At 61.5% G+C, this 25,806-nt stretch carries 27 protein-coding genes and 1 pseudogene; 13 read left to right on the forward strand and 15 right to left on the reverse strand.

What is annotated here, in order from left to right; all coding sequences use genetic code 11:
- Positions 1 to 211: 211 nt before the first annotated feature.
- Both JOE65_RS14790 and JOE65_RS14795 read right to left on the reverse strand, forming a co-directional pair.
- A complete protein-coding gene (locus JOE65_RS14790; protein WP_205163901.1) occupies positions 212 to 1,048 on the reverse strand; it encodes an alpha/beta fold hydrolase in 837 nt (278 codons plus the stop codon).
- A 403-nt stretch (positions 1,049 to 1,451) separates the two neighbouring features.
- Positions 1,452 to 2,261 (reverse strand): ferritin-like domain-containing protein, encoded by an 810-nt coding sequence (locus tag JOE65_RS14795; RefSeq protein ID WP_338021665.1) that lies wholly within the window; start codon positions 2,259 to 2,261, stop codon positions 1,452 to 1,454.
- A 3-nt stretch (positions 2,262 to 2,264) separates the two neighbouring features.
- Here JOE65_RS14795 and JOE65_RS15260 point away from each other — a divergent pair, with 3 nt between their 5' ends.
- The gene (locus JOE65_RS15260) at positions 2,265 to 2,477 is read left to right on the forward strand and encodes a hypothetical protein (RefSeq protein ID WP_239537383.1); all 213 of its coding nucleotides are present in this window, start codon (positions 2,265 to 2,267) and stop codon (positions 2,475 to 2,477) included.
- A gap of 617 nt (positions 2,478 to 3,094) precedes the next feature.
- On the opposite strand, the gene JOE65_RS14800 is transcribed toward JOE65_RS15260, so the two are convergent.
- From JOE65_RS14800 to JOE65_RS14810, 4 genes are all read right to left on the reverse strand, one after another.
- A complete protein-coding gene (locus JOE65_RS14800; protein ID WP_205163902.1) occupies positions 3,095 to 3,322 on the reverse strand; it encodes a DUF1622 domain-containing protein in 228 nt (75 codons plus the stop codon).
- Between the two features lie 12 nt (positions 3,323 to 3,334).
- A complete protein-coding gene (locus JOE65_RS14805; RefSeq protein WP_205163903.1) occupies positions 3,335 to 3,817 on the reverse strand; it encodes a hypothetical protein in 483 nt (160 codons plus the stop codon).
- Positions 3,818 to 4,010: 193 nt separating this feature from the next.
- The gene (locus tag JOE65_RS15265) at positions 4,011 to 4,589 is read right to left on the reverse strand and encodes a hypothetical protein (RefSeq protein ID WP_239537385.1); all 579 of its coding nucleotides are present in this window, start codon (positions 4,587 to 4,589) and stop codon (positions 4,011 to 4,013) included.
- A 130-nt stretch (positions 4,590 to 4,719) separates the two neighbouring features.
- The gene (locus JOE65_RS14810; protein WP_338021666.1) at positions 4,720 to 5,124 is read right to left on the reverse strand and encodes a helicase-related protein; all 405 of its coding nucleotides are present in this window, start codon (positions 5,122 to 5,124) and stop codon (positions 4,720 to 4,722) included.
- Between the two features lie 141 nt (positions 5,125 to 5,265).
- Here JOE65_RS14810 and JOE65_RS14815 point away from each other — a divergent pair, with 141 nt between their 5' ends.
- Positions 5,266 to 6,321: an NAD-dependent epimerase/dehydratase family protein gene (locus JOE65_RS14815; protein WP_205163904.1), complete on the forward strand. Its 1,056-nt coding sequence runs from the start codon at positions 5,266 to 5,268 to the stop codon at positions 6,319 to 6,321.
- 3 nt (positions 6,322 to 6,324) lie between these two features.
- On the opposite strand, the gene JOE65_RS14820 is transcribed toward JOE65_RS14815, so the two are convergent.
- Positions 6,325 to 7,389, reverse strand: coding sequence for a mechanosensitive ion channel family protein (locus JOE65_RS14820; RefSeq protein WP_205163905.1), 1,065 nt, complete (start codon positions 7,387 to 7,389; stop codon positions 6,325 to 6,327).
- Between the two features lie 118 nt (positions 7,390 to 7,507).
- On the opposite strand from JOE65_RS14820, the gene JOE65_RS14825 reads away from it, so the two are divergent.
- Positions 7,508 to 8,110, forward strand: coding sequence for a class I SAM-dependent methyltransferase (locus JOE65_RS14825; RefSeq protein WP_205163906.1), 603 nt, complete (start codon positions 7,508 to 7,510; stop codon positions 8,108 to 8,110).
- Here JOE65_RS14825 and JOE65_RS14830 read toward each other — a convergent pair.
- Positions 8,107 to 8,502, reverse strand: coding sequence for a PRC-barrel domain-containing protein (locus JOE65_RS14830; RefSeq protein WP_338021667.1), 396 nt, complete (start codon positions 8,500 to 8,502; stop codon positions 8,107 to 8,109). The genes JOE65_RS14825 and JOE65_RS14830 overlap by 4 nt on opposite strands.
- Before the next feature lie 103 nt (positions 8,503 to 8,605).
- Between JOE65_RS14830 and JOE65_RS14835 the strand changes: the two genes are divergently transcribed.
- Entirely contained in the window at positions 8,606 to 9,445 is an 840-nt protein-coding gene (locus JOE65_RS14835) for a response regulator transcription factor (RefSeq protein ID WP_205163907.1), read from the forward strand.
- A 34-nt stretch (positions 9,446 to 9,479) separates the two neighbouring features.
- Here the strand turns inward: JOE65_RS14835 and JOE65_RS14840 are convergent, their stop codons facing one another.
- On the reverse strand, positions 9,480 to 9,926 hold the full coding sequence (locus tag JOE65_RS14840) for a hypothetical protein (RefSeq protein WP_205163908.1): 447 nt from the start codon (positions 9,924 to 9,926) through the stop codon (positions 9,480 to 9,482).
- Positions 9,927 to 10,105: 179 nt separating this feature from the next.
- The gene (locus tag JOE65_RS14845; RefSeq protein WP_205163909.1) at positions 10,106 to 10,531 is read right to left on the reverse strand and encodes an organic hydroperoxide resistance protein; all 426 of its coding nucleotides are present in this window, start codon (positions 10,529 to 10,531) and stop codon (positions 10,106 to 10,108) included.
- Between the two features lie 167 nt (positions 10,532 to 10,698).
- Here JOE65_RS14845 and JOE65_RS14850 point away from each other — a divergent pair, with 167 nt between their 5' ends.
- Positions 10,699 to 12,636 (forward strand): acyl-CoA dehydrogenase family protein, encoded by a 1,938-nt coding sequence (locus JOE65_RS14850; protein WP_205163910.1) that lies wholly within the window; start codon positions 10,699 to 10,701, stop codon positions 12,634 to 12,636.
- Between the two features lie 8 nt (positions 12,637 to 12,644).
- Here JOE65_RS14850 and JOE65_RS14855 read toward each other — a convergent pair whose 3' ends face one another.
- From JOE65_RS14855 to JOE65_RS14870, 5 genes and pseudogenes are all read right to left on the reverse strand, one after another.
- Positions 12,645 to 13,703, reverse strand: a complete 1,059-nt coding sequence (locus JOE65_RS14855; RefSeq protein ID WP_338021668.1) for an iron-siderophore ABC transporter substrate-binding protein — start codon at positions 13,701 to 13,703, stop codon at positions 12,645 to 12,647.
- A gap of 114 nt (positions 13,704 to 13,817) precedes the next feature.
- On the reverse strand, positions 13,818 to 15,008 hold the full coding sequence (locus JOE65_RS14860) for a CynX/NimT family MFS transporter (protein ID WP_205163912.1): 1,191 nt from the start codon (positions 15,006 to 15,008) through the stop codon (positions 13,818 to 13,820).
- 6 nt (positions 15,009 to 15,014) lie between these two features.
- Positions 15,015 to 16,085 (reverse strand): annotated as a pseudogene (locus JOE65_RS14865) (solute carrier family 23 protein); the annotation flags it as partial.
- A gap of 61 nt (positions 16,086 to 16,146) precedes the next feature.
- Positions 16,147 to 16,275 carry a hypothetical protein gene (locus tag JOE65_RS15375; RefSeq protein ID WP_275587567.1) on the reverse strand — a complete coding sequence of 43 codons (129 nt, stop codon included), beginning with the start codon at positions 16,273 to 16,275 and terminating at the stop codon, positions 16,147 to 16,149.
- A gap of 291 nt (positions 16,276 to 16,566) precedes the next feature.
- Positions 16,567 to 17,358, reverse strand: coding sequence for a SurA N-terminal domain-containing protein (locus JOE65_RS14870; protein WP_205163913.1), 792 nt, complete (start codon positions 17,356 to 17,358; stop codon positions 16,567 to 16,569).
- Positions 17,359 to 17,572: 214 nt separating this feature from the next.
- Between JOE65_RS14870 and JOE65_RS14875 the strand changes: the two genes are divergently transcribed.
- From JOE65_RS14875 to lhgO, 8 genes are all read left to right on the forward strand, one after another.
- Positions 17,573 to 18,244 carry an FCD domain-containing protein gene (locus tag JOE65_RS14875; protein WP_205163914.1) on the forward strand — a complete coding sequence of 224 codons (672 nt, stop codon included), beginning with the start codon at positions 17,573 to 17,575 and terminating at the stop codon, positions 18,242 to 18,244.
- Between the two features lie 69 nt (positions 18,245 to 18,313).
- Entirely contained in the window at positions 18,314 to 19,078 is a 765-nt protein-coding gene (locus JOE65_RS14880) for an SDR family NAD(P)-dependent oxidoreductase (protein WP_205163915.1), read from the forward strand.
- Positions 19,071 to 19,679 carry a carboxymuconolactone decarboxylase family protein gene (locus JOE65_RS14885; protein WP_239536746.1) on the forward strand — a complete coding sequence of 203 codons (609 nt, stop codon included), beginning with the start codon at positions 19,071 to 19,073 and terminating at the stop codon, positions 19,677 to 19,679. The genes JOE65_RS14880 and JOE65_RS14885 overlap by 8 nt, the downstream gene beginning before the upstream one ends.
- Before the next feature lie 50 nt (positions 19,680 to 19,729).
- The gene (locus JOE65_RS14890) at positions 19,730 to 20,740 is read left to right on the forward strand and encodes a TAXI family TRAP transporter solute-binding subunit (RefSeq protein ID WP_205163917.1); all 1,011 of its coding nucleotides are present in this window, start codon (positions 19,730 to 19,732) and stop codon (positions 20,738 to 20,740) included.
- Between the two features lie 6 nt (positions 20,741 to 20,746).
- A complete protein-coding gene (locus JOE65_RS14895) occupies positions 20,747 to 21,265 on the forward strand; it encodes a hypothetical protein (RefSeq protein ID WP_205163918.1) in 519 nt (172 codons plus the stop codon).
- Entirely contained in the window at positions 21,262 to 23,355 is a 2,094-nt protein-coding gene (locus JOE65_RS14900; RefSeq protein ID WP_205163919.1) for a TRAP transporter permease, read from the forward strand. The genes JOE65_RS14895 and JOE65_RS14900 overlap by 4 nt, the downstream gene beginning before the upstream one ends.
- Positions 23,352 to 24,590, forward strand: coding sequence for an MFS transporter (locus tag JOE65_RS14905; protein ID WP_239536747.1), 1,239 nt, complete (start codon positions 23,352 to 23,354; stop codon positions 24,588 to 24,590). Before JOE65_RS14900 ends, JOE65_RS14905 begins: the two co-directional genes overlap by 4 nt.
- Positions 24,587 to 25,801 (forward strand): L-2-hydroxyglutarate oxidase, encoded by a 1,215-nt coding sequence (lhgO, locus tag JOE65_RS14910; protein WP_205163920.1) that lies wholly within the window; start codon positions 24,587 to 24,589, stop codon positions 25,799 to 25,801. Before JOE65_RS14905 ends, lhgO begins: the two co-directional genes overlap by 4 nt.
- Positions 25,802 to 25,806 lie beyond the last annotated feature (5 nt).

Raw genomic sequence — 25,806 nt, forward strand, 5'->3', positions numbered from 1 at the left:
AGAGCACGGAATATCCAAAGTCGTCTGCACGGTAGCCCGTGCCCGTAGGAGGAACGCATTCCACAAACCAGTCGTCCCCCGTTCATAGCGCGGGTTAGTACCGGTCATTCATAAATTTCTGAGACGGCCCTTGGATGCACAAGGCACATCAACCGTCGGCAGTGGTTCCACGCTGCTTTGAAGTGGGGAACCACTGCAGGGCCGTGAGGTGTTACTTGGCGAGGAAGGCGATGAGGGCCTCATTCCATTCATCAGGGTGGCTGACGTTGCATCCATGGGGTGCCCCAGCAATGATGTGGAGTTCACTGCCGAGGACGGCGGCGTGGGTGCGTTGCCCGGATCCTTCGAAGGGAACGACTCCGTCGCCATCGCCGTGAAGGATCAGGGTTGGAACGTTGACTTCGGGCAGGTCGTCGCGGAAGTCGGTTCCCCCGAAGGCTTCCATGCAGGCGAGCGCCGCCTTCTTGTCGGCTTGCTTACACAGGGCGAGGGCGTCCTGACGCTGCTTTTCAGTGACTTTCAGCTCACCGTTGACGGAGAAGAACTCGTGGGTGAACCCGTCGTAGAACGAATCTTCGTCCTTGGTCAGACCAGCCGTCATGTCCGCGGCGGCTTCCTTTGTGAGCGGGCCGTCAGGGTTGTCGTCGCCCTGCATTAGATACGGGGGGACAGCGGAGGCAAAAACGACGCTGTGGAGCCGCTCGTTTCCGTACTTGCTGAAGTAGCGGGCCGCTTCACCGCCACCCATGGAAAATCCGACCAGGGTCACATCGTTTAGGTCTAGTTGTTCGAGCAGGGAGTGCAGGTCCTCGGTCAAGGTGTCGTACGTGTAGCCCTTGGAGGGCTTGTCGCTTCGACCAAATCCGCGGCGGTCATAAGTAATGACCCGGTAGCCGGCTTGCTGCAGAGCGGGTACCTGGTTTTCCCATGCCTCACCCGAGAGCGGCCAACCGTGGATCAAAACGACAGGACGGCCCGGGCCGCCGGTGTCGTCCACGTGCAGGTTGGTGTCTTTAAACAATCCGTGATGTGCGGTGATCTCTGTCATGCTGATGCCTCCGTCTAGTCGAGGGTGCTGCGGCATGCGGTAGTCACGTCCAGCACTTCCACCACCCTAACCAGATACTAAGCAGGTTGTCATTATATATTTGCACGTTCCAGCGTTCGCGGGGGTTGTCCTGATCGGGCAACGAACAGCTCACTGCGGTCCTGCCTTCGGCCATCATCGTCCCGCCGGTGGTCCTGCTGGGCGTGCTCGGACTACCGGCCGTGACTCGAAAGGCGCTTACATGAGCTCCTGGCTTGAGCTTCGCACCATCGCCCGTTCCGTTGGCACAACCGCGGAGTCGAATCGTTGCAGGTGACCTTTTGTTGTTGTCGTGTGTGGGTGGCGCATTTTCCGATAAAGGTTTGTCCGCGGCTGCTCTTGGAACCGTTTTTGGCGGGTGTTTTTACTCTGGCTGTGCGGTGGTGGTCTCCGTTGCGGTCTCGGTGCCCATCTTGTGTCCTAGGGCTAGGGCCGCGCCGCCGGCGAGGGCGGCTCCGCCGCCGAGGCCGATCAGGCCCAAGTCGGGTCCGCTGGTGTTGGTTCCTTCGATGCCGGTTCCGGGGGCACCGGAGGGCACGGATCCACCTGGCTGCGGAGCGAGTTCTCCGCTGCCGTTGAGTTCGCCGTTGACACCGTTGGGGAAGAAGCCGCCGGAGCGTACTGGTTTCGGGTTCAAGTAGACGATGTTCCGGAACTGGCCGGGGGTGCGGCCGAAGGCGAGTCCATTTTTGTCGGTGGGTACGTGGTTCGCCTCTTTCGTGGTGCCGATTCCCTGATCCAGGTCATCTGGACCATCGAGGCTATCCCTGGCGTCAGAGATTGCCAGGGCCGGTGCCTGCAGCTCCTTGGAGTAGAGCGAGGTCCTGATGATGCCAGCGTGGTACGCCTCGACGGCGAGGATACCGGCGGCGGCGTCCAGGTAGGTTTTGTTATCGATCAGGGGCGCTGCGCCCTTGTAGGCGGTGACTCCGACATCTTCAAAGATGAATGCGCCCAACAGGAAGTTATCTTCGTTCTCATAAACATCGAAAGGTTCGCCGTCCTTGATCAGCCCTGCGGCGACGGCAGCTGCGGTGAAACTCGCGCCGATGTCGATGCTGGGGCGAGAGACGGCGGCGCTGCCGAGTGCTGTGCGCAGAAAAGTCACGTGTGATTTCTCATCTGCTGCGATTTCCTTGGCATACTGCTCGATGGCTTTGGTCTTGAACGGCACAGCATGCCCTCCCGTGACACCGCCGGGGGTGCCGGTCCCATCGACCAGATTAGAGGGCAGCCCATGTCCATGGTGACGGCACGGGTCGGTGCTGCTGTGGCGAGCATCGCCGCTGAGCTGACGCCCAGACCAGTCAGTCCCGCGGTACGGAAGAACCGGCGTCGGTCTACCGGGCTTTCCGCGCTCCTGGAAATAGCTTTGGCAATAAAACTTTGATCGAACATAACCCAACACCAACCTTTTATTGACGAAAAAGATTCGAGAGATGTTGAGACAAGCCCCCGCTCGGTGCTCGACCCTGCCGCCAACGTCGAACTGCGCCGACTGCTGCCCTTGAGGGTGACAGGCAGCTGAAGCTTGTCAGCTGGAGGCTTCTGTCCAAGGTGGCGTGTAGTTGATCGGCTGTAGGCAGACCGGCGATACAGTCCTGTGTTTGGTAGATACGGCACGCGTAATTCCAGTTCCAGCAGGTCGGCGAGATCCGAATCTAAGTCGATGGAGCCACCCGTGCGGATGTTGATGGTTTGGTCTTTACCCAGTCCTGCGGCTTTCGCGCCCATGGTGAGGGCTGTCTGCCAGTAGCTGCACTCGTCGACGTTGCCGACGAGTGCGATTGCGTCCCGGGTGCGGCTGTCGAACGCCCCGTAGCCGCCGACGACCTTCTGGAAAGTGACGTACGTTTGGAGGACGACGGAGGGGTGGGCTATTGCCCCTGGACGTCGAGGACTTTCCCGAATTGCTGGGCGAGGGCGTCGATCTCGGGGCTTTCCGCCTTCCGCCATATCTTCCCCGCTTTGCCTTTCTGCCAAGGCCATTGGACCGTGATTTCCAGTTCAGGTACGAAAATCAGGAAAGGTCCGGATCAGTTCGATCAGTCCGATCAGTCCGATCAGTCCGATCAGGCGGAGCGTCACCACGTCCTTTAGATTAAATGTCCCGATAGGGAGCCGGGTAATGTCGGCTGCAACGAGGAATCGGAGTCCCAGCAGGATCGACCGCTCGAGAACCCACGGGTGCGGGACCTCACCGGACTTTTGAAAAGCCCCTGTTGAGGGTGGCATGGAGTGTTTCTGTCACCTATGTTCAGCGTGCCGCGGGCGGTGGAATAGGAATAGTGCCGCCACGGCACCGAACACGAGGTGTGCGAGAACTTCGAAGGGCTGATTCGGCATCTGAAACTGTGGAAAGATGAACCGCCCGATCAGCTGGAAGTTCACCAGATAGAGCAGCAGGCCATACACCAGACCCACCACTGCGATAGAGGCGTTACCCGGTAACCGCGCGGCGACCAGCCCGAGGATGATACCGAATATAAGTGAGTTAACCGTGTGAATCACCACGCCCAACGGCACTGATGCAGCACCGGCCATCAACGAATCCGCGCCTAGTACGATCGAGGAGATTAGTCCGAATGGTGCAGCGGGCGGATTGCCTTGCGTCGCTGAAAACCACATGGTTACACCAATGAATACGGCTCCTCCAACGATGCCGCCAATGGCCCCACGCAACACGTAGGTGGCCAGACCGGGCTTCGCTTGGACTTTGTTCGTGGACATAGGACCATCTCCTTACAGAGCGAATTTCGAGTGATCGTCGCGACATTATGGTTATTATTTTGCCACCAAACCAGCGAATATAGGGGCTGTAGCACCCGGTTTTTCGGGAGACCCGATTTTCTGGGAAGAACAACTTCATTTGGCCCTACCCAGAGCACCCTTCAGGCTTTACAACGCCAGTCCACACCCACCTTCATGAAAAACCAAGGCTAGCGCAGGCGATAGATCCCCGTTCTTCATGGTTGCCGGCGGCAGGTCCGGGATCTGGGTCAAATCCAGGTCTTCGAGCCGTCTGGGCCCGGGGAACTTCGCTTCCTTGACTCGCCGGGCCCCGCTCGGACAACTGCTCGGTGTTGGAGTCATTGAGTAGATCGGAAAGGCGACTCATCGCTCCATGTCCTCGCCCCGATTCTTTCGCTCCTGCGGGGCCGGTGGTTAGGAGACTGTGGTGAGCCCGACTGTGGTCCTCGTGGCGGTAGGACATTGGGCGGGTGATGAGGGAATTCAGCACGCACATCTGGCGTCGGTGAGCTTGTAGTTCCGGGTCGGCAGTGGGCTGTGGGTTTTCCTCACCGTTCATCGTCCTGGTGATCCGTTCCACCTCCCACTTCGCAACCTCTAATGCCTCGCTGTATTTGAACGGCTGACGCATAGCAGTTGCCGCGTCCCGGTACTCCTGACGAGCCTCGTTGATCTTCTGTTCGAGCTTTGCGACCTCCTCTGGGCCGTCCGGCGGCGTGCGGCCCGCTGTTTCACGCAACGTAGGCAGCATGCCACCAATGTTTCCCCTCGGGTCTGTGCACCGTTCTTACGGTGCGATAGTGCCGCCTGGTTGCGGTGCCATGCCGTGTCCAGGCGCATCAGGCTGGACAGTTCATGATCGGATTTGGACTTCTCCAGAATCAGCTGGTTCCCGCTGGAGATGGCTTGGCTTCCGCGAAGGACAGGGTGTTATCTCCCACGTCTTCTATCTCCCGGACGTCGAGGCGTCCGCGCATAATCTGGTCAATGAATTTGCTCTTGCGCTCCAACGTCTGCCACATGAACGTATCGAATGATCCTTTGGTGACGACCTGCGAGATCGCGACTTCGGGGTTCTGGTTGCCTTGCCGGACGATCCGGCCGTGACGCTGGGATACGTCGGCCGGTCTCCATGGTGCGTCAAGGTCGACCAGATGCACGGCGCGCGCCTGGATGTTCATGCCGACTCCCATCTTCTGCGTGGAGCCGATGAGCACGGCCACGTCACCGGTACGGCAGGCCGCGAACAGCCGGCCCTTCTCGGCGTCGTTTTTCGCCTCATGCATGAACCGCACTTTGTGTTCGGGTGTATCATCCGCCAGAGCTCGACGTCAGGCGCCACCCGCTCCGGCACGCCGGATGCCCCAAAACGCTAGGCACAGACGCGCTGGATGGATAGCGTGGATCTACCCAACGGAAGGAACCTCATGCGGGTTGCAATCATAGGTGCCACCGGAAACGCAGGAACAGAGTTGCTGCGCAGACTCCACATCGCTCGGCGCGACGGAGCAGACCTGCAGATCACCGGGATCGCCCGCCGCATGCCAGATCCTTCAATCGAACCGTACAACGACGTCGACTGGCACAGCGTTGACATCGGGGCCATCGACGGCCGCGAAAGACTAGCCCGAGCGCTCACCGGAGCAGACGCCGTCGTTCATCTTGCCTGGGTGCTCCAACCCAACCATGACCTCGCCCGTCTCTACCGCACCAACGTCAATGGCACGCGAAATGCCCTGCAGGCAACAGCCGATGCTGGCGTGCGCCACTTTGTGTGCGCCTCCTCCATGGCCGCCTACTCCCCCGCCCGCACGGGACAACACGTCTCCGAACGATGGCCCACGCAGGGGATCGCATCCTCCCACTACAGCCGGCATAAGGCCGAACAGGAACATCTCCTCGACGAATTCGAGCGGGAACACCCCGAGATCTCAGTGGCCCGCGTGCGGCCGGCGCTCATATTCCATGCGGACGCCAGCAGCGAAATCCACCACTACTTCCTCGGCCGGCTGATACCACGGCCACTGATCCGCTTTGCCCTCAAGAAACTTCCGCTGCCTATTCTTCCCATCCCGGATTCCTTCGCGTTCCAGGTGGTCCACGGCGCAGATGTGGCCGATGTCTACTGGAGGGTCCTCGACCAGCGAGCTGATGGAGCTTTCAACGTGGCCGCCGAACCCGTCATCACACCCGAAAGGCTGGGTGGCCTGTTGGGCGCCAAACGCGTCCTCAACGTTCCAGTAAGTCTGTACCGGGCGTTGGTAGCCATATCGTGGAGGCTGCGGCTTCAACAGACGGACGAAGGGTGGATCGACATGGCATCTTTGACACCGCTGCTCAACACCGATCGCGCTCATCACGTGCTTGGCTGGGCACCAAAGCACTCCGCACCTCAGGCCCTGCAGGAGCTGCTGGACGGTATGGGCAATTCACGCTCCCACGCCGGATCCCCAGCACTGGATCCGTACAACGAGCACGCCTAAGGCTTAGACGCCCGGCTCTCCCGGCGCCACTGCGTCGTCGGCCACAGTCTCCCAGCGCCTGCGAGGGAACGCCTGTGGGTGGTTTCTCTGCAGGTAGGAAATCATTTCCTCCCGCACCAGGCACCGCAGCGACCAGATGTCGTCGTCGTCCTGGGCGCTGACCATTGCCCGCACCCGCACCACACCGTCTACCGCACCGGTAACCACAAAGGAGCTGGCTCGCCGGTCCCACAGGTCCGTCTTCTCCAGAACGGCGTTGAAATGCTCACGCAGTTCCGCCACGGGTGTGTGCCAGTCCAGATCGAACTCGACCGTCCCCAGCAATTCAGAATTGGTCCGCGTCCAATTCTGGAACGGAGTGGTGGTGAAGTACGTGGACGGCAGAATCATGCGCCGCTCATCCCAGATCGCCACAACGATGTACGTCATGGTGATTTCCTCAATGGTGCCGAGCTCATCTTCCACCAAGACACTGTCACCGACGCGGATGGCGTCCGTGAATGCCAATTGAACCCCGGCGAAAACGTTGGCCAGAGAGCTCTGCACCGCAAGACCCGCGACCACCGAGATCAGACCAGCAGAGGCCAGAATTCCGGCTCCAAGCGCCCGCACCTCGGGGATAGTCAAGAGGATGGCCGCTACAGCAACCGTGATGATGACCGCCGCAATAATGCGCCGGCCCAGGGTGACCTGCGTCTTCAACCGCCGGTAGCGCCGCTTGTCCGCGCTCTGACGACGAAAAGCTGCGAGGGCACCGGCCTCCACAATCAGCGAGACAGCGATTGCTAGCCACGCCACCGCCCCAATCAGCGCGAAAACCAGCAGTCGATCAACAACGGGGAACCATCCCGTATCCCGAACCGTGAAACCGAGCGCAACGCGGACGCCGATGATCGCCAAGACCAACCACAACGGGTTCCGGGCCTTCTTGGTCACCTCCCGCACCGAAGGAACTTTGTCCAGAACGCGAATGATGACCTTCCGGAGGAGCCACGCCAAAACCACCGCCAGCAGTAGTGCGGCAGCGACAGCGCCAATCGGTAGGAGGGCATTCATCACGTAAGGCATGACTTGATCGTTGCAGATCTTCGGACGCGGTGTCGAAAGAGCTGCCGAACCGGCAGAAATTCAGCTCGCGGACCGGCTGAGTTTGCATAGCGTCTATAATCTGCGGAATGCTGTTTGAATGATTGACAATCAGGCCGACTATTGGGATCGGCAGGCGGCGACCTTTGATCAGGACCCTGATCATGGGCTCGAGGACCCTGACGTCCGTACGGCGTGGCGCAACCTCCTCAAGCAGATTTTGCCCAAACCGCCGTCGAAAATTGCCGACATGGGCTGCGGCACAGGTGCCCTGACCGAGCTCCTGGCGCAAGACGGCCATGAGCTCGTGGGCCTGGACATCTCCCCCCAGATGGTCAAAACCGCACGCCAGAAGCTCAACGCCAGCGGAGTCGAGGCACGGCTGGAAGTGCGCGACGTCGCCGACCCCCGCCTGCGTTCTGGAACCTACGACGTCGTTCTGTCACGCCACGTTGTCTGGGCACTACCGGACAAGGTTGACGCCATCGACACCTGGTTCCGGCTGCTGCGGCCAGGGGGGCGGATAGTGCTGATAGAAGGACGATGGTCCACCGGCGGTGGAATGAGCATGCAGGACCTCGCATCCCTGCTGGAGCCACATGCGCCCGTTGTCCACCGGATTCCGCTCTCCGACCCACAACTATGGGGGCGCACCATCACCGATGAACGATACGCCTTGGTTGGAGAAAAGCCGCTGGACTAGCCCTCTTCCGGCATCTTGCTGCCCGGAACCATCCCGTAGTACTCGCGCAACTTCTCCTCCTGCGCAAAGTTCAGGCCCGAACCGGAGTGGATGTCCGGTGAGTTGTTCACCTGTTCTTGGGTATAGGCCACGAAAATATCATCGCCGTTGATTCTTGCGCCGCTCAGTGGAACAAATCTGCTCTTTGTCTCAAACAAGTGCAGCGGAACGGTGATCCATTCGGGATCATTGGTTCCGCTGTCCAGATGCACCTCAGCGACGTTGCCCAATTTGGCGCCGTTACGGTCCCAGACAACCGCCTGCTGAAGTTCGTGGACGTCAATCATGTCCGCCACTGTTATTCCTTCCACCTCGGTGTCCGCCGGGAGATCCCGAACCTTGGACCATTCCACCCTGTACAGCGTCGGAGATCAAGGGCAGTACAAGACTGAGCAGATTGCAACAGCACGGAAACCTCGTGATGCCAGCAGGCAGAAAGTCTGGCAAGGTACAGGTATGCTCACCTCACCCGAATACCGCTCCGCCGTCATCGTCGACGACGATCAAGATATTCGAGAACTGCTCACGGCCACCCTGGAGTCCAACGGATTCACCATCCTCACGTCCGGGACCGGACGCCACGGCGTTGAACTCATCCGGGAACATAACCCCGACTTGATCACCCTTGACCTCAACCTGCCGGACATCGACGGGGTGGAGGTATGCCGGCAAGCACGTGCCATGACCGATGCCTACATTGTGATGGTGACAGCAAGGCAGGACGAGATCGACCGCCTCATTGGACTGGAGATCGGCGCAGACGACTTCCTTGTCAAACCCTTCAGTCCCAGGGAACTGCAAGCCAGGGTTGCGGCCATGTTCCGACGCCCCCGCACCAGTGTTCGCCGCGCCGACACGGCACCGATACCAGCCGTCGTCGAGCCTTCACCGGAACCCGAACACACCCTTCTGCGTCACGGCCCACTTGCCGTCGACATCGAAGGCCGGATTGCCAGCCTCGATGAAGAAGAGCTGAGCCTGACGAGGACTGAGTTTGATCTACTGGCCACGTTACTTTCCGCGCCGCGCCGCGTCTGGTCCAGGGAATCCCTACTGGCCAAGGTCTGGGGCGAAGCCTGGGTTTCGGATCAGCACCTCGTCGAAGTTCACATGCGTAACCTGCGTAAAAAACTTGGAGACAAGGCAGCGGACCCGCGGTTTATCCGTACGGTGCGCGGCGTTGGGTACCGGCTCATGCCCGGTGGTCGCGCCGCAACCGCCCTTGAAACACCCACGAGGTCACCTCGTGCCAACGAAATCACCCCTGCAAAGGGTGATCTCGCGGCGAAGAGGTGACCTCGTGCGCGTATGCGGCGGACTTAGGAGGAAGTTAAGCCGCCCGTGTGAACGCGTGGGCTGCGTCCGTGTAGAAACGCACGCCCTCGGTAGAAAGTTTGGTCAACAGCATGCGGGCCGATGCACCCCGGCCCTGTCCCAGGCTCGTCAGAACTGACTGCGTCAGGACCTCAAGCCGCCGTGCGCCAACCATCGATGCACCCACATTCAGTCCAAGCAAAATAGTGGACGCAGCCTCGGTATCTTCAGCGGCGATCTTGACGTGCAATTCGCGGATGCGCTGAGGAAGAAGGTTTCGGAACGTGGCGACAACGCGGATAGCGGCGGATCGGCTCTGCAGATCAGCGGCGAGCTTCGCGAAAACCACGGCATCAAGAACGGGCACTGCTTCCGTGGCCGGCACACAGTGCGCGATCGGCAGATGCGACGGCGATACAGAGTGTACGGTGCTGTGCTTGTGGTCAACGGCCAGTGTCAACATGGGGACGTGCTCCTCGTCGGTCAGAGTGGGACGCCCACCCTGTCGGAGGTGGGCGCACCCTTGGGGAAAGCGCACCGGTTTCTCACCGGTTTTGCTGACTCCCTAACTCTGTCCGATGAGTCTCAATTGGCCCCGGCACGTAAACCGAAGATTTCCTCAAGAAACACAGTCGTTTTGAACTAGACGGCAACAACCTCAACGGGAATGTTGCCGCGGGTGGCCTTGGAGTAAGGGCACAGCTCATGGGTGCGGTCTGCGAGCTTCTGCACCTGATCAGTATCCATTCCGGGAACGGACACCTTGATTTTTACGGATAGGCCAAAGCTCTCGCCCTCTTTACCGAGGCCAACTTCAAGTTCGACGACGGACTTCGAGACATCCGCGCCCGTCTCCTTCGCGGCCAGGCCGAGTGCGCCCTGGAAGCACGCGCCGTAGCCAACAGCGAAGAGCTGTTCAGGATTGGTGCCGCCGCCTGCTCCACCCATTTCTTTGGGCGCACGAAGGTCTACCTCGAGGGCGCCGTCGTCCGTTTTTCCGTGGCCATCGCGGCCGCCGGTGACGTGTGATTTGGCTGTATAGACAATAGATTCTGGAACTGCAGACAAAGTGTCCTCCTGAAATCGTTGGAATCTTCACTCTACCCATCAGAGCGGGGCTGCAGCATTGTTAGCGCCACTGTGACTATGGCCACACAGGCCTTTCCGGCGTAGCATCGGTGGACATCTACAGGGTCCTCCGGACCGCGGCGGCCCCGTGTTCAAGGGGGCCCAGCGTGAGTGCGGAAACCAGGCAGCAAGCGACGAACGTGAGCGAACGCGAGGCCAGGGAAGTTGCGGAGGCCGCCCGTGAGACCGAATGGGTCCGGCCGAGTTTCGCCAAGGGCCTGTATCTGGGCAACTTCAACCTGGAGCTGATCCACCCTCATCCAACGCCCGACGACGACGAGGCGGCTGACGGCGAGGCCTTCCTGAAGAAGCTGCGTGCCTATGCGGTGACCATGGACGGGCCGCTCATTGAGCGCGAGGCGAAAATACCGGACTCCTACCTACGGGATATGGCCGATCTCGGTGTTTTCGGGATGAAGATTCCGAAGGAGTATGGCGGGCTGGGCCTTTCGCTGACGTATTACGGCCGGGCGCTGATCCTGCTTGGGTCGGTTCACCCGAGTCTCGGAGCACTCGTTTCGGCGCACCAGTCCATCGGCGTTCCGGAGCCGGTCAAGGTCTTTGGCACGCCGGAGCAGAAGCAGGAGTACCTGCCGAGGTGCGCGGCCGGCGCCATTACGGCGTTCTTGTTGACGGAGCCCGACGTCGGCTCTGATCCGGCGCGGGTGAGCGTTACGGCCGAACCCGAGGCTGATGGTTCCGGCTACCGGCTGAACGGGGTGAAGCTGTGGACGACGAACGGTGTGATTGCCGAACTGGTGGTGGTGATGGCAAAGGTGCCGCCGCATGAGGGCGGTCGCGGAGGTATTACAGCGTTTGTGCTTGAGGCCGACGCTGACGGGATCACGGTGGAGAACCGCAATACCTTCATGGGCCTGAGGGGTATTGAGAACGGGGTGACCCATTTTCATGATGTGCACGTTCCGGCGGCGAACCGTCTGGGTAAGGAGGGGCAGGGCCTGAAAATTGCTCTGACAACTCTCAACACGGGGCGGCTGTCCATTCCGGCGATGTGCGCGGCGGCCGGTAAATGGTCGCTCAAGATTTCACGCGAATGGTCTGTGGCCCGTATCCAGTGGGGTCGGCCGGTCGGTGAGCATGAGGCGGTCGGGAAGAAACTGGCATTCATTGCGGCCACTACTTTCGCCCTGGAAGCGGTCTTTGAACTCTCTGCCGGTCTGGCCGACGCCGGGATGAAGGACGTCCGTATCGAGGCGGCCCTGGCGAAGCTTTGGTCCAGTGAAATGGCTTACCGGGTGGCGGACGAGATGGTGCAGATCCGCGGCGGGCGGGGTTATGAGACCGCAGAATCTCTGGCTGCGCGGGGCGAGCGGGCCGTGCCTGCCGAACAACTGCTGCGGGATCTGCGGATCAACCGGATCTTCGAGGGATCCACGGAGATCATGCATCTGATCATTGCCCGAGAAGCCGTCGATGCTCATCTTCAGGTGGCCGGAGACCTGGCATCGCCTGATGCAGACCTGTTGGCGAAAGCCAGGGCCGCGGTCGGCGCGAGCGGGTTTTATGCGAAGTGGCTACCGCATCTGGCCGCTGGTCAGGGCATGAACCCTGTTGCGTACCGGGAGTTCGGTCCTTTGGCCAAGCATCTGCGGTTCGTGGAACGGTCTTCCCGAAAGCTGGCCCAGAACACGTTCATGGGCATGGGCCGCTGGCAAGCCAACCTGGAGCACAAACAGGCTTTCCTGGGCCGAATTGTGGACATTGGTGCCGAACTCTTCGCAATGTCAGCCGTCTGTTCCAGGGCAGAGCTACTGGCTGGCAAGGATGCGGTGGAGGGCCGGGCTTCCCGCGAGCTTGCTGACGCTTTCTGCCAGCAAGCTCGCGGTCGCGTGCGCGAACTCTTCACCGAGCTCTGGCGCAATGCCGATACCGTGGACCACCGGGTAGCTGCTCACGCGATGGATGGATCTTACGAGTGGCTTGAACGCGGGATCATCGACGTATCCGAGGGCACCGGACCCTGGATTTCCGAACCGGTGTCCGGCCCGTCATCCAAGGAGAACCAGCACCGAAAGTACCGCTGATTTTGGTCCTATTTGGACGTGGACGCCTTAACGGCTTCGCTGAGGTCAGGCAGGTACTTGTCCAGGGCCCAGGGCAGGCTCAACGGGCTGGCGGCCGAAACGGACAGCACTACGGTGTTATCCGAGTGAGCCACGAGTCCGCCGGACTTCACCGCCGGGATCTGGCCGAGCAGTGGGTCCTTGATGATTGCTTTCTCAGTTGACGCGTCCGGAACCCAGGTGACAAAGATGTCCGACGTCAGCTCGTTGGCGCGCTCCGCGGACCACTCGATGAAGAAACCCTCTTCACCCTTGGCCTTCTCCGCTATAACCGGTGCAAGTTCCATGCCGAGCGAGGTGAGGAACTTGGGCCGGTTGTCATTGGGTGTGTAGATGTTGGCTCCGGCGCCGGAAGCAGGCTCAAGATTTCCGTAGATGAACGTCTTGCCCTCTATCTCCGGATATTCTGCGGCCTTATCCTCGATCAGCTCCTCGGTGTCCTCCACCAGCTGGTTGGCCTTGTCGCTGAGTCCGAGTGCTTTTCCGATCATTTCAGTGGACGTCTGCCAGTCCGTGCCGTACGCGGTTTCCGGGTAAGCGACCACAGGCGCAATCTTGGTCAGGCGGTCGTAGTCTTCCTGCGTCAAGCCCGAGTAGGCGGCGAGGATGACATCCGGCGTCGTCTTGGCAATGTCCTCGAACGCGATGCCGTCCGCTTCCGAGTACTGAGCGGGCGCATTCTCGCTACCGATGGCGGCGTCGAGCTCTTCGAGCTTGGCGTCCTTCCAAGGAGTGGAGCCATTCTCGTTTCCACCGTATTCGTTGACGGGCATTCCAACCGGGACTACGCCCAAGGCTAGAGCGACGTCGTCATTGACCCAGGAAACGGTCGCTACCCGCTCGGGCGCTTCGTCAATAACAGTCTCCCCAAAGGCGTGCTCGATCGTCACGGGAAACTGACTGCTATCCGCGGCGGACTCGGCAGGCGCGGATTCACCGTCAGCGGAGGGCCCGGTTGAGCAGGCGGAGAGGGTCAGTGCTGCGATTGCCGCTGCTGCCAGCAGTGAACGCGTACGCTTGTGGGCCACGAGGACTCCTTGATCTGAAGACATGACCGCGGCCGTAGGGCGCACGGATGGAACATCAGTAAGGCTAGCCTATGCTTGGTAGAATTAGGAAACTCTTCCGTTCCCTAATTGCAGTTACTCGATGACCCTCGTTCGGGATACGGGAATCGCCAGTCCGCACAGCACGACCATGAGACCCGCCATGATCCAGAGCGGCAGCGACCAGGTGCCGCTGATCCCATAGAGAGCCCCGAACGCCACCGGCCCCACAGCTGCAATTCCGTAGCCCACGGATTGCGCCATACCGGACAGGGACGCGGCCTGTCGGTGGTTGGCCGTCCGGAGGCTGAACAGCGAAAGCGCTGTCACAATCAAACTTCCGCAGCCGGCGGCGCCGATGATCATCCAGAGCAGCGATGCCGTGGGAATCAGCGCCAGCCCAGCGAAGGCGACGACGGTCAGCGCACTCGCAGCGACGGCGACGAGGAGGGGGCTTTTGAGCTGGTGCAGGATGAGCCCGGTACTCAGGCTGGACAGCGTTCCGACAACCAGGAAAAGAGCGACGTGGGTTCCAGAAACGGACGCTGGCACACCGTAGCTACGCTCAATACTGGGTAGCCAGCCCATGAGGACGAAGAACGCTGTTGACTGCAGGCCCATGAACAGTGTGATCTGCCATCCGAGCAAAGATCTCCACGGCGGGCGTCCACTGGATTCCGTGGGAGTGTCCGCTCGCCGGGATTCACGGGCTCGGATGCCGGGCACCAGAGCCGCCAGGGCGATGAGGACCAGACCGGCCCACAGCCCGAGGGCTGGCCGCCATCCGGACAGGTGCGCAATGGGAACAACCAGCCCTGCCCCGATGGCGGCGCAGCCACCCTGCAGAGCTGAGTAGATTCCGGTGACCTGGCTGACGCGCAGCGGGAAATCACGCTTGACCACGGAGGGTAGCAATACGTTCAGGGCGGCGATCGCTGCACCAAGGACCGCCGTACCCACCCACACTGCGCCGAGCACCGGCAGGGACCGTAGCGTGATGCCAACTGCAAGGAGTGTCAGAGACGCCCAGACGGCCCGGTTCAGACCCAACCGGGCGGCAAGACGCGGCGCGAGCGGCGAGAAAAGGGCAAAGGACATGAGCGGCAGGGCAGTCAATACGCCTGCCATAGTGGGCGATAGGCGGAGATCCTGGCTGATGTCCGCCAGGAGCGGTCCCACGCTGACGAACCCGACTCGGAGGTTGATCGCAATGAGCAGTATCCCGATGAAAGCAACGCCGTAGCGGACCGGCACGACTGTGCGGTCCACTGCGGCGTTGTTCGACATGTTCGGCTACTTCTCCTGCTGTTCAGACCCCGAGCCTACAGGGACCACCGGAACTTCGCGGCCGTCGCAGTCGATCAGCTTGCCGTCCTCCACATGGTCCCCTTCGTCCAGTGCAGCCAAGAAGTCCTCGCTGATATTCCGGGGTGCCGTGCCAGCCGCAAATACGGACTGTTGGTCGGAGTTGCCAGCCTTCAGGTGGTTGAACAGAAGGTTCAGCAAGATCGCCATGACGGCAGCGGAGCTGATTCCGGAGTGGAAGATGGTGGAGAACCAGTCGGGGAACTGATCATAGAACGTGGGTGCGGCAATGGGAATCATTCCGAATCCGATGGACGTCGCCACAATGATCAGGTTCATGTTGTTCTTGTACTCGACGCGGGCCAGGGTGCGGATTCCACCGGCGGCAACGGTGCCAAACAGGACGACGCCGGCGCCTCCGAGGACGGCGGTGGGGACGGCTGCGACAACCCGACCCATGATCGGCAGGAGCCCGAGAACAACGAGGATGACACCGCCAGCTGCTACAACAAAGCGACTCTTAATGCCTGTGACGGCAACGAGGCCAACGTTCTGGGCGAACGCGCTCTGCGTGAAAGAACCGAAGACGGGTGAAACAGCACTTGAGATCATGTCGGCGCGAAGGCCGTCAGCGATCCGCTTCGAATCGACTTTGGTTTCGACGATTTCACCGACGGCGAGAACGTCCGCCGTGGTTTCGGTGAGGATGACGAGAACAACGATCACCATGGAGATGATGCCGGCTATTTCGAAGACGGGCGCTCCAAAGTGGAACGGCGCCGGAAACGCAGCGACGGGGCCGCTTCCCACCTTCGAGAAGTCCGCCATGCCAACAGCCGCCGCAACGATGGTTCCGATGACGATGGCCAGAAGGATAGACAGTCTGGAGATAGTGGCACTGCCGACTTTGCTCAGCAGTAGTACGAGCGCGAGAGCCAAGGCCGCGAGACCAATGTTGGCTACGCTGCCGTAGTCCTCGGCCTTTCTGTTGCCGCCCATGGCCCAGTTGGCGGCAACCGGCATCAGCGTCAAACCGATGGTGGTGATGACGGTGCCAGTGTTGCCACGATGGTTGCCATCGTCACCAACGGTGGTGGTCTACCGTCGGTATTCGGCGCAGTCATCGCTTCAGCGAGCCCGCCCATGAAGAGGGCTGCAGCCCGTACATGAAGCTGGCCCCGATGCCGAGCTTTTTATCCTCGGGTCGGGTTACGCGCGACGCCGGTGCTGTGGAAGGTGCATTTTTCATTGGTGCTCCCTGGAGAAGGATGTCGATGAAATCATTCCGTATGGTGAAAACTTTTTTCCTTCAGCTGCCGGGCCGTATTTCAGTACCAAGATTGTGTCCGGGAATGAAAAAGAGCCGACACCAAAAGGTGCCAGCTCATTGAACCCTGTCTGCTGCTCTCAGGTACGTGACGTAGGCCACGTTATTTTGAGCCAGCGTACACCACAACGGAACGTGACGCACGCCACAAACAAACAAACCCTGTCGGTCACGCAGTGGTGACCGACAGGGTTCTCAGTATTTCGATGTCGGTTAGATCAGGATTTTGACGTCTGCGTCCTTTTTGAGCTCTGCCACCAGTGCCTGCGCCGCTTCGGCCTGTTTCTGGCTCTTGGCCTGCTGTGCGAGCTGATCCTTCACTTCTTCAAAGGATGGCACCTCGGCCTTCTTCCCCTCAGATTTCGCGCCTTCAGCCGGTGCCTCGGCAGCCTTTTTCTGCTGTTCGACAACCTGCTTGTAGGCATCTTTCAGCTCTTTATCCGTGGGCTCCATGCTCCCTGACTCATCGGCAAGCAATTTCTCAAGCGAGATCTGCGACTTCACTTCAGCACGGGCCTGCTCCTTGTCGAGACCCTGCTCCTTGAGCGCGGCGAATAGCTCGTCGGTGGACTTGAATTCGTTCTGCTTCATCAATTCGTCGAGCTTCTTGTCGACGTCGGAATCCTTGGCGGCAAGACCACGCTTCTCGGCTTCCTGCAACATGAGCTCATTACCCACGAGGCCATCCGCAGTCTGCTTCTTCAGCTGCTCCTGATCCAATTCCTGTCCGGACATCTGCGCCTGCTGGAACTGAGCCTTATAGGCCAGCACGAACTTATCCTTGGGTACATCTTTCCCGTTGACAGTGGCGACGACATTGGGGATGTCCTTCAGATCCGGCTCAGGCGCCTGCCCCTGGTCCCCTGCATCTTCTGCACCTGCCGACGGCGCCTGCTGCTGCGATGGGGGGCTTGACTCCTTGTTTTCACCCGAGGCTCCACCACAGGCTGTCAGAACGGCGATCGATGCGGCTACGGACAGACTCACGAACCATTTGTTGCTCACTGGGGCTCCTTCACGGATTGCAGTCACGGCGCTCGAGGACCTATTCCTAATTGGTCCACGCACGTCGTTGACGGGGCTTTAACGAGGTTAATGAAGGCAAGTTGGCGTTACCTTACCGTTGCCTGAACGCGAGCTGTATCCACGAGCATGCCTGCGGACGCGGCCGGTGCTGCGTTAGAGTCATGTCCGTGATCCCAGCTTGCAGGACAACGGCGTGAGCGCCGAACCGAAGGACGCCGCCGAGCGACCACCGACGGCGCAGGCCTTTGTGCTCGCCGAGCTGCGCAGCGCCATCATTGCCGGAGAGCTCCTGCCCGGCCAACCGCTTCGCCAGGACGCCCTGGCCGAGCGTTTTGGGGTGAGCCGGGTGCCGCTGAGAGAGGCATTCAAGGTCCTCGAGGGCGAGGGGCAGGTGGTGTACGAACCACACCGCGGCTACAAGGTAGCAAGGCTGTCCCTCGCAGACCTACTGGAGGTTTACCACATCCGGGAACTGCTGGAGGCAGAAGCCGTGCGGACAGCCGTCAAGCGCGGCGACAACCGGGTTCTGGGGAAAATGCGTGAGGCCGCGCACGAGGTTTCTGCGGCCGCAGAGGCCGAAGATCTGCTCGCTATGACCGCCGCCAACCAGCGCTTTCACTTCACGTTGATCAGTGCCTGCAACATGCCTCGTCTGGAACGCCTGATCCAATCCCTCTGGGACGCAACGGACACCTACAGGTTTGTTTATTACGGTACAGAGGTCAACCGACGGCGCGTGGATGAAGAACATGCCCTGATCATCGAAGCCTTCGCAGCACGCGACACTGACCGCTTGATCACCATGTTAGACCTGCACCGGCAGCACGCCGTGGATTCACTGCGCACGTTCCTCGCAGCCCACTAGCAAGACCAGGGATGATACCCCCATGTGACGGGGCTTACATTTCTCTCCAAAATTGGATACATTATCCAAATGGAGTTCGACGTGGGCGGTTCCGCCACTACTGACTGGCTCGGCTTGACGCAGCAGCGAGTGCTCATTGCCGGTGCTGGTGGCATTGGCAGCGCCTTCGTCAACGCCTTCCTTCAGGCCGGCGCCCAGGTCACCGCCGCTGACATCAGCGAGAAGAACCTGACAGCGCTCGACGACGCAGTCACCACTGTCCACGCCGATCTCACGGACGACGACGGCTGCCGAACCGCGGTGGAGACTGCGGCCACGCAGATGGGCGGCATCGACGTATTCATCCACACCGTCGGCATCAACCGTCGGATCCCAGTCCTCGAAACCACGGATGACACCTGGCAGCAGATCATCGACACGAACTTATCCAGCGCGTTCCGGCTGGGCCGCGCGGCAGGACGTCTCATGGTGGACGCTGGCTACGGCAGGCAGGTTTACTGCTCTTCAGTTTCCAGCCTGCTGGCGCACCCGGACCACTCCGCGTATGCCGCCAGCAAAGGCGGCCTGAACCAACTGGTCCGCGTCATGGCCCGAGAATGGGCACCGCACGGAGTGACCGTCAATGCGATCGCGCCAGGCTACACAGAAACTGAGCTCACTCGAGCGCACCTAGACACCCAGGGAACCCGCGCACACTACACCGATCTGGTTCCCGCCGGTCGCCTTGGCACCGTTGACGACCTGACCGGCCCCGCACTCTTTCTGGCTTCGAGGCAGGCCGCGTTTGTCACCGGCCACGTCCTGTACGCGGATGGAGGCCGGACCCTTGTCTAACCCGATCCTCCGCACCGGCAATCAGCCGCCCCAAACGTCCGACGGCGACCGCTTCCCCCCGCTGTCGCCGTCGGACCTCACTGAATCGCAGCAAAAAGTGTACGCCGCCGTGACTGCTCCCCCACGCGGAAACGGACCTTTCACGGTGGTGGACGACGACGGCGTTCTGGCCGGTCCGTTCAACGCCCTGCTGTACGCCCCGAACGTTGGCGATGCGGTGCAGCAGCTCGGCGCAGCCCTGCGTTTCGGCGGAACGCTAACCGCAAGGCTGCGCGAGCTGATCATCTGCACTGTGGCCGCTGAGATGGACTCCGCCTACGAGTGGTACGCGCACAGCCGCGTCGCCGCCACTGTAGGGGTGAGCGAGCACGAACTCTCCAGCATCCGAGAGGGTGGGAGCCCCGAGGGACTGAACGAGGAGGAGCGCGCTGCTTTAGCGCTGACCCATGAGCTGCTCGCCGACACCACGGTGAGCCCGGCCGTTCACGCAGCCGCCCTGGAACATCACGATCATGCCGGAATCACGGAGATCACCGTGCTCACTGGCTACTACCGACTCCTTGCGGGCATCCTCGCAGCGGGCGATATATCTGCACCATGAGAGCTTCATCGAGGCACATCATCACTGGCACACCATGAGGGAGAAAGAACATGAGTATCGACAGCAAGAAGCACCGTATCCGGCTGGCGGCCGCCGTACTGGCAGTCCCGGCACTGTTTCTGACCGCTTGCAGCCCTGCGGGCAGTGGAGGTGGGGGTGGAGGCGACGCCAGCGGTGATGCCGGTGGCGGCACACTCTCGATCGCCACGGGTGGCACCGGCGGCGTCTATTATCCACTCGGCGGCGGTTTCGCCACAGAGATCCGCGACAACGTGGAGGGTTACGACGCAACGGTCCAGGAGACCAACGCGTCCGTGGACAACATGCTTCTCATCGAAAGCGGAGCCGCCGACCTTGCACTTGGGGTGGGCGACGTCGTCGCGGCCGCCGTTGAGGGCACGGGCTCCTTCGAGGGCGAGCCGCTGGAGCTGTGCTCGCTCGGAAACGTCTACAACAACTACATGCAACCGGTCACCACCGATGCCACGGGTATTGAGTCCGTGGAGGACATGAAAGGTAAGACCGTTTCCGTCGGCGCTCCCGGCTCAGCCACCGAAGTTGGTGCCATCCGCGTCCTTGAAGCGGCCGGGATCGACGTAGAGAAAGACATCGACCGCCGTCAGCTTGGCGCCGCCGAGACAGTGGCGGCTCTGCGCGATCGAACCATCGACGCCGGGTTCTGGTCCGGTGGCCTCCCCACAGGAGCACTCGTGGATCTGGCCAGCAGCGGTGAAATGAAGATTGTCCCCATCGGTGAGTACGCGGACGCCCTGACCGAGAAGTATGGGAAGTTCTACAACGCGAAGGACGTTCCGGCCGACACCTACCAGAATCAGTCAGAGGCCGTCACGGTCTTGGCCTCGCCCAACATCCTGGTAGCAAGCAAGGACATGGACGAGACGCTGCAGGAGAACATCACGAAGGCGATCTTCGAGAACAAGGAGGATCTGATCCAGGTGCACCCGGCCGCTGAGGAACTCGACGCAGCCACCGCAGGTGACGTCCCTTTCATCGACACCTGCGCCGGATCCCAGAAGTACTTTGATCAGGCGGGAAGCTAACCGGACGTGAGAAAAACAGCCATCGCCATCGCCGTCGTCGTTTGCCTGCTGACGCTCGGAATTGTGGGACTCAACACCGCCACCGCGCAGGATGAAAACCCCGCAACCCGATCCGTCGTGGTGCGCGACGGCGACGGCGATGTGCTGGCCCGCACCCCCTTGGACGGGGACCGATTCGCCGTCGGCTACCGGAATTCCATCTACGAGACGCTGGCGGAGGAACGTTACACCGTGACGGCCGACGGCGACTTCCGCCTCCGCGAGATCGCCGCCGTCCAGCTGGCGGTCCTGGAGGAGTATTACGGGGTCCCCGGCGCCCCCACACCGGCTGAGGACCACGACAGGCTCGATTGGACCGTCCCGCCCGATCCAGCCAACACCCCAGTATTCACGGAGCTCTCACTGGCCGCAACAGACCTCGGCCAACGGACCCTCTACGTTCCCGGTAAACCGCCGCTGGAACTGTGGAGACTGGTCGATGATGATGCACCGTTCATTGTGCTTGAAATCGAGGAGAAGTCATGACCGAACAAACCCGCGGCTACGGTGCCGTCGAAGACCGGGAACCCGCCGGCTCCCACCGCCCGGGCCCCGACCTAGACCCGATGGACGGGCACGAGGGCATCGATGAAGAAGCATTGATTGCCGAATATGAGGCCGAGAAACCGGCGCGGCAGCTTACGGGTAAACCGCTGCTGATCATCAAAGCGATCGGTGTAGCGCTCTCCGTCTTTGGCCTCGTCTGGGTCTTCTACCCCATGGCCACTCAGTTCTACCTCCCAGCGTTCCTCATGATCGGGATCCCTCTGACGTTCCTCGTCTACCGCGGCTGGGCCCGCTCGGACAAAGCAAAGGCAAAGGGCCGGTCTGATAATCCCGGTATTGGCGACTGGGTTCTGGCCGCAATTGCCGTTGTCCCCTTCGCGTACATCATTTCCGATTGGGATTCGTTTTTCCGGCGGGCCGTACTGCCCTCGGAACTGGACCTCATCATGGGTACGATTGCGATCCTCGTGACACTCGAGGCTACGCGGCGAACCGTGGGCATTCTGGTTCCGATCGTGGTCATCTTCTTCTTTGCCTACGCCTACCTGGGCCCCTTCTTTCCGGCTCCCTTTGAGACGTCGTCGTACGTGTGGCCGCGATTGGTGGGTCACAACGTCATGGGAACTCAAGGCTTGTTCGGTGTCCCCACGGACGTCGCCGCGACGTACATCATCCTCTTCACGGTCTACGGTGCGGTCCTCGCCGCATCCGGGGCCACCCGGTTCTTCATTGACCTATCCTTTTCCGCCTTTGGCCAGTCACGCTCCGGCCCCGGGCGAACGGTCACCATGGCTGGCTTCCTCCTTGGAACCGTCTCAGGTTCCGGCGTCGCCACCACCGTTACCCTCGGTGGCATCTCCTGGCCGCTGCTGCGCAAGGCCGGCTATCCGCGCGAACACGGTGGTGCAGTCCTCGCCGCTGCGGGTATCGGTGCCATCATGTCCCCGCCTACCCTCGGCGCCGCAGCATTCATCATTGCGGCCCTTCTGGGTGTCTCCTACCTGCAGGTGCTCATCTGGGCCACCATCCCCACACTGCTCTATTACCTGGGCATCATTCTTGCCATCGAGATGGACGCGCGCCGCTTCAAAACCCAGACCGTGAAATTCGAGGTCAAGCCCGTCGGCAAACTGCTGCTGCGCTTCGGCTACCACTTCAGCTCACTGCTGGCGATCGTCCTCTTCATGGCGCTGGGCATGACACCGTTCCGGGCCGTCGTTTTCGCCACCGGCCTTGCCTTCGTCCTCAGCTTCCTGGAGAAGAAGTCGTGGATGACTCCGAAGCGAATCTGGGATGCTCTGGCCACCGGCGCAACGGGCGCACTATCCGTCATTCCTGTGATGGCGGCCGCCGGCCTGATCGTGGGTGTCATGACCCTCACCGGCCTTGGGCTCAAGCTCGCGAACATCATTGTCAACGTCGCCGGCGGCAACCTACTGATGACAGCAATTCTCTCCGCGGTTGCGGTCATCCTGCTGGGACTGGCGGTGCCGGTCACGGCGAGCTTCATCATTTCCTGGGTGATCATCGGCCCTGCCCTGCAAGACGTCGGGGTACCGGCATTCGCGGCGGCCATGTTCATCTTCTACTACTCGGTCCTCAGCGAGGTTTCACCTCCAACGGCGCTATCTCCGTTCGCGGCCTCAGCGATCACCGGCGGCAAACCCATTCAAACCATGTGGCTCACCTGGCGGTACACACTCTCGGCGTTCCTGGTGCCGTTCATCTTCGTACTCTCCGGACCGGGTATCGGACTGCTGCTGCAGGGCGGAGTATGGACAGTGTTGCTCGCGCTGGTGGTGTCCACCATTGCCGTCGCAGCCCTCGCCGTCGCCACCGGCGCGTGGCTGATGGGGCCGGCACGCTGGCCGGAGAGGGTGCTGATTGGGCTCGGCTCGTTGCCGCTGCTGGTTATGGAACCGCTCTACATGGCTATCGGGGCAGCCTTGATCGCCGCCGGAGTGATCATCCACATCATCGGCAACCGCTCGCGAACCGATGAGGACGACGTCGTCCATGCTGATGCGAGGACATCGCCGAGACCACAGACAGTCAACGATGCATCATGATGTCTCGGCGCCCGCGTGAAGCAGCACGAACCCTGCTTCAGGCGGTGTCCGTTACTACCATCGGGGTGCTGCCTGCCTTCCTCGTGGGAGCCCTGGCCGTCCAGATCCGCGGCGACCTGCAACTTGGCCCCATCCAGTTAGGACTGGCTGCGGCGACGTTGTTCGCGGTTTCTGGAATCCTGGCACGACCCCTGGGACGGCTGGTCCAACGGATCGGCCCCGTTCGCGGTATGACCGTGTCCGCGTCGATGGCCGCCATCGCGCTCACCGGCGTCGGTTTTGCCCCCACCTTGCCACTGCTGATCGTGGCCCTGGCTGTCGGCGGGCTCGCGAATGCCACGGCGCAGCCCTCCGCAAATCTGGGTATTTCGCGGGCGGTCGGCCCGCAGCGACTCGGGCTGGCGTTCGGCATCAAGCAATCGTCCATCCCCGCTGCCACGCTGCTCGCGGGGCTCGCAGTGCCCGGGATCGCGCTCGTGCTCGGCTGGCGCTACGCGTTCTGGTTCGGCGGCGTGATCGCCGTTGGGGTAGCCCTCTGGGCGCTGCTGACCATCCCGGCCGGTCCCGGCGAAGCACGCGTCCACGAAGAGACCGAGGACCGAGGAACACCCCGGGGCGGACTCGTTGTCCTCACCATTGGTGGCGCACTCGCCGCTGGCACGTCCACCTCGCTGGGTGTATTTCTCGTGGACTCCGCCGTCCTGTCCGGAATATCCCCCGGAAGCGCTGGTCTTCTCTTTGCCGCCTCCGCCCTGCTGGGCCTCCTTTTACGCATAGGATTCGGAGCTGCCATGGACCGGCATCCCACCCGCAGCCCCTATATCCTCATTGCTAACCTGCTCACCGTCGGTGTCCTCGGCTATGTCCTCATCGGCACGGGATTCACGCCGCTACTGGTGGCCGGTTCGCTCCTGACCTACGCCGCCGGTTGGACCTGGACCGGCCTGCTGCACTTTGGCGTCGTGCGCGATAATCGGCGAAACGCCGCCACTGCCACTGGGGTACTTCAGACCGGGTTGTCGCTGGGCTCCGCAGCTGGACCGCTGCTCTTCGGAGTTCTCGTCGAAGCCACCTCGTACCGAACAGCCTGGTTCACGGCAGGCGCCGTGTCCCTCATCGCCGCCTTCACCTTCCGAGCCGGACGGCTTATGATCCGGCGCTCACGAGAACTCTCAACACCACTCAACCCATCCACCTCAGCTAACCCAGCCAACAATGACGGGAAGCCATCATGACAGAGTACGCAGTCGCCGTCGTCGGGGGCGGCATTCTCGGTGTCGCCGTCGCCCGGCAGCTCCAGAAGGCGCGGCCGGGCGCAGCCGTCACCGTGTACGAGAAGGAATCTGGCCTCGCCAGGCACCAGACCGGGCACAACAGTGGCGTGGTCCATGCGGGCCTCTACTACACGCCCGGATCCCTGAAGGCACGGCTGTGCAGGCGGGGCGGGATGCTGCTGCGCGAATTCTGCGAGGAACATGAACTCCTCTATGACCAGTGTGGCAAGGTGCTCGTGGCCCTCGACGGCTCGGAGGAAGCCCGCCTCGATGACATCATCGAACGGGCCCAGGCCAACGGCGTACCGGGCGTTCGTCGACTGAACCCGGAACAGCTGCGCGAACTCGAACCGCATGTGAGGGGCGTCGCCGGAATCCACTCCCCCGAAACGGCCATCGTGGACTACGCGGCCATCACCCGAGCACTGGGCGAGGATGTCGTGATGGCCGGAGGCGCCATCCGCACCTCTACTGAAGTCACCGGGTTTACTACCGTACGCGGACGGACAATGGTGCGGACAGCTGCCGGAGATACGGACGCGTACGACGACGTCGTCGTCTGCGCCGGGCTACAAGCCGACCGTGTCGCCGTCATGGCCGGCGACACGAGAGAGCCGCGCATCTTGCCCTTCCGTGGAGAGTACTTCCTCCTGAAGCCAGAGCGGCGCCGCCTCGTCAACGGCCTCGTCTACCCCGTCCCGGACCCGAGGTACCCGTTCCTGGGCGTCCACCTCACCCCTCGAGTTGATGGCGAAGTCATGGTGGGCCCCAACGCGGTCCTTGCCCTGGCCCGTGAAGGCTACCGTTGGAACCACATCTCCGCCAGCGACCTGCGCGACGCCGTCGCCTGGCCCGGTTTTGCCCGCTTTGCCCTGCAGCACTGGCGCGCCGGTGCTACGGAGATGGCCGGCTCGCTGCTGCGGAGCCGATTTGTGGCCGCGGCTGCGAAATACGTTCCGGAAATCACCGCCGACGACGTTATCCCGGGTCCCAGCGGCGTTCGTGCCCAGGCGCTCGGCGGCGACGGTTCGCTGATTGACGATTTTCATATCAGCAGGCAGGGTCAGGTCCTCAGTGTGAGGAACGCCCCATCGCCGGCAGCCACATCGTCACTCGCCATCGCCGAGCACGTGGTGGACTTGTTAACAGCGACCCCAACAACCAGCAACTGAAGGAG

The organism is Arthrobacter roseus (genome assembly GCF_016907875.1).
Taxonomy (GTDB): Bacteria; Actinomycetota; Actinomycetes; order Actinomycetales; family Micrococcaceae; genus Arthrobacter_J; species Arthrobacter_J roseus.

Excerpts from the sequence above, each read along its gene's own strand:
- JOE65_RS14790 (WP_205163901.1), bottom strand. The coding sequence starts at position 1,048 with ATGACAGAGATCACCGCACATCACGGATTGTTTAAAGACACCAACCTG.
- JOE65_RS15260 (WP_239537383.1), top strand. The coding sequence starts at position 2,265 with ATGCCCTCCCGTGACACCGCCGGGGGTGCCGGTCCCATCGACCAGATT.
- JOE65_RS14800 (WP_205163902.1), bottom strand. The coding sequence starts at position 3,322 with ATGCCACCCTCAACAGGGGCTTTTCAAAAGTCCGGTGAGGTCCCGCAC.
- JOE65_RS14805 (WP_205163903.1), bottom strand. The coding sequence starts at position 3,817 with ATGTCCACGAACAAAGTCCAAGCGAAGCCCGGTCTGGCCACCTACGTG.
- JOE65_RS15265 (WP_239537385.1), bottom strand. The coding sequence starts at position 4,589 with ATGCTGCCTACGTTGCGTGAAACAGCGGGCCGCACGCCGCCGGACGGC.
- JOE65_RS14810 (WP_338021666.1), bottom strand. The coding sequence starts at position 5,124 with ATGCATGAGGCGAAAAACGACGCCGAGAAGGGCCGGCTGTTCGCGGCC.
- JOE65_RS14815 (WP_205163904.1), top strand. The coding sequence starts at position 5,266 with ATGCGGGTTGCAATCATAGGTGCCACCGGAAACGCAGGAACAGAGTTG.
- JOE65_RS14820 (WP_205163905.1), bottom strand. The coding sequence starts at position 7,389 with ATGCCTTACGTGATGAATGCCCTCCTACCGATTGGCGCTGTCGCTGCC.
- JOE65_RS14825 (WP_205163906.1), top strand. The coding sequence starts at position 7,508 with ATGATTGACAATCAGGCCGACTATTGGGATCGGCAGGCGGCGACCTTT.
- JOE65_RS14835 (WP_205163907.1), top strand. The coding sequence starts at position 8,606 with ATGCTCACCTCACCCGAATACCGCTCCGCCGTCATCGTCGACGACGAT.
- JOE65_RS14840 (WP_205163908.1), bottom strand. The coding sequence starts at position 9,926 with ATGTTGACACTGGCCGTTGACCACAAGCACAGCACCGTACACTCTGTA.
- JOE65_RS14860 (WP_205163912.1), bottom strand. The coding sequence starts at position 15,008 with ATGTCGAACAACGCCGCAGTGGACCGCACAGTCGTGCCGGTCCGCTAC.
- JOE65_RS15375 (WP_275587567.1), bottom strand. The coding sequence starts at position 16,275 with ATGAAAAATGCACCTTCCACAGCACCGGCGTCGCGCGTAACCCGACCC.
- JOE65_RS14880 (WP_205163915.1), top strand. The coding sequence starts at position 18,314 with ATGGAGTTCGACGTGGGCGGTTCCGCCACTACTGACTGGCTCGGCTTG.
- JOE65_RS14890 (WP_205163917.1), top strand. The coding sequence starts at position 19,730 with ATGAGTATCGACAGCAAGAAGCACCGTATCCGGCTGGCGGCCGCCGTA.
- JOE65_RS14900 (WP_205163919.1), top strand. The coding sequence starts at position 21,262 with ATGACCGAACAAACCCGCGGCTACGGTGCCGTCGAAGACCGGGAACCC.
- JOE65_RS14905 (WP_239536747.1), top strand. The coding sequence starts at position 23,352 with ATGATGTCTCGGCGCCCGCGTGAAGCAGCACGAACCCTGCTTCAGGCG.
- lhgO (WP_205163920.1), top strand. The coding sequence starts at position 24,587 with ATGACAGAGTACGCAGTCGCCGTCGTCGGGGGCGGCATTCTCGGTGTC.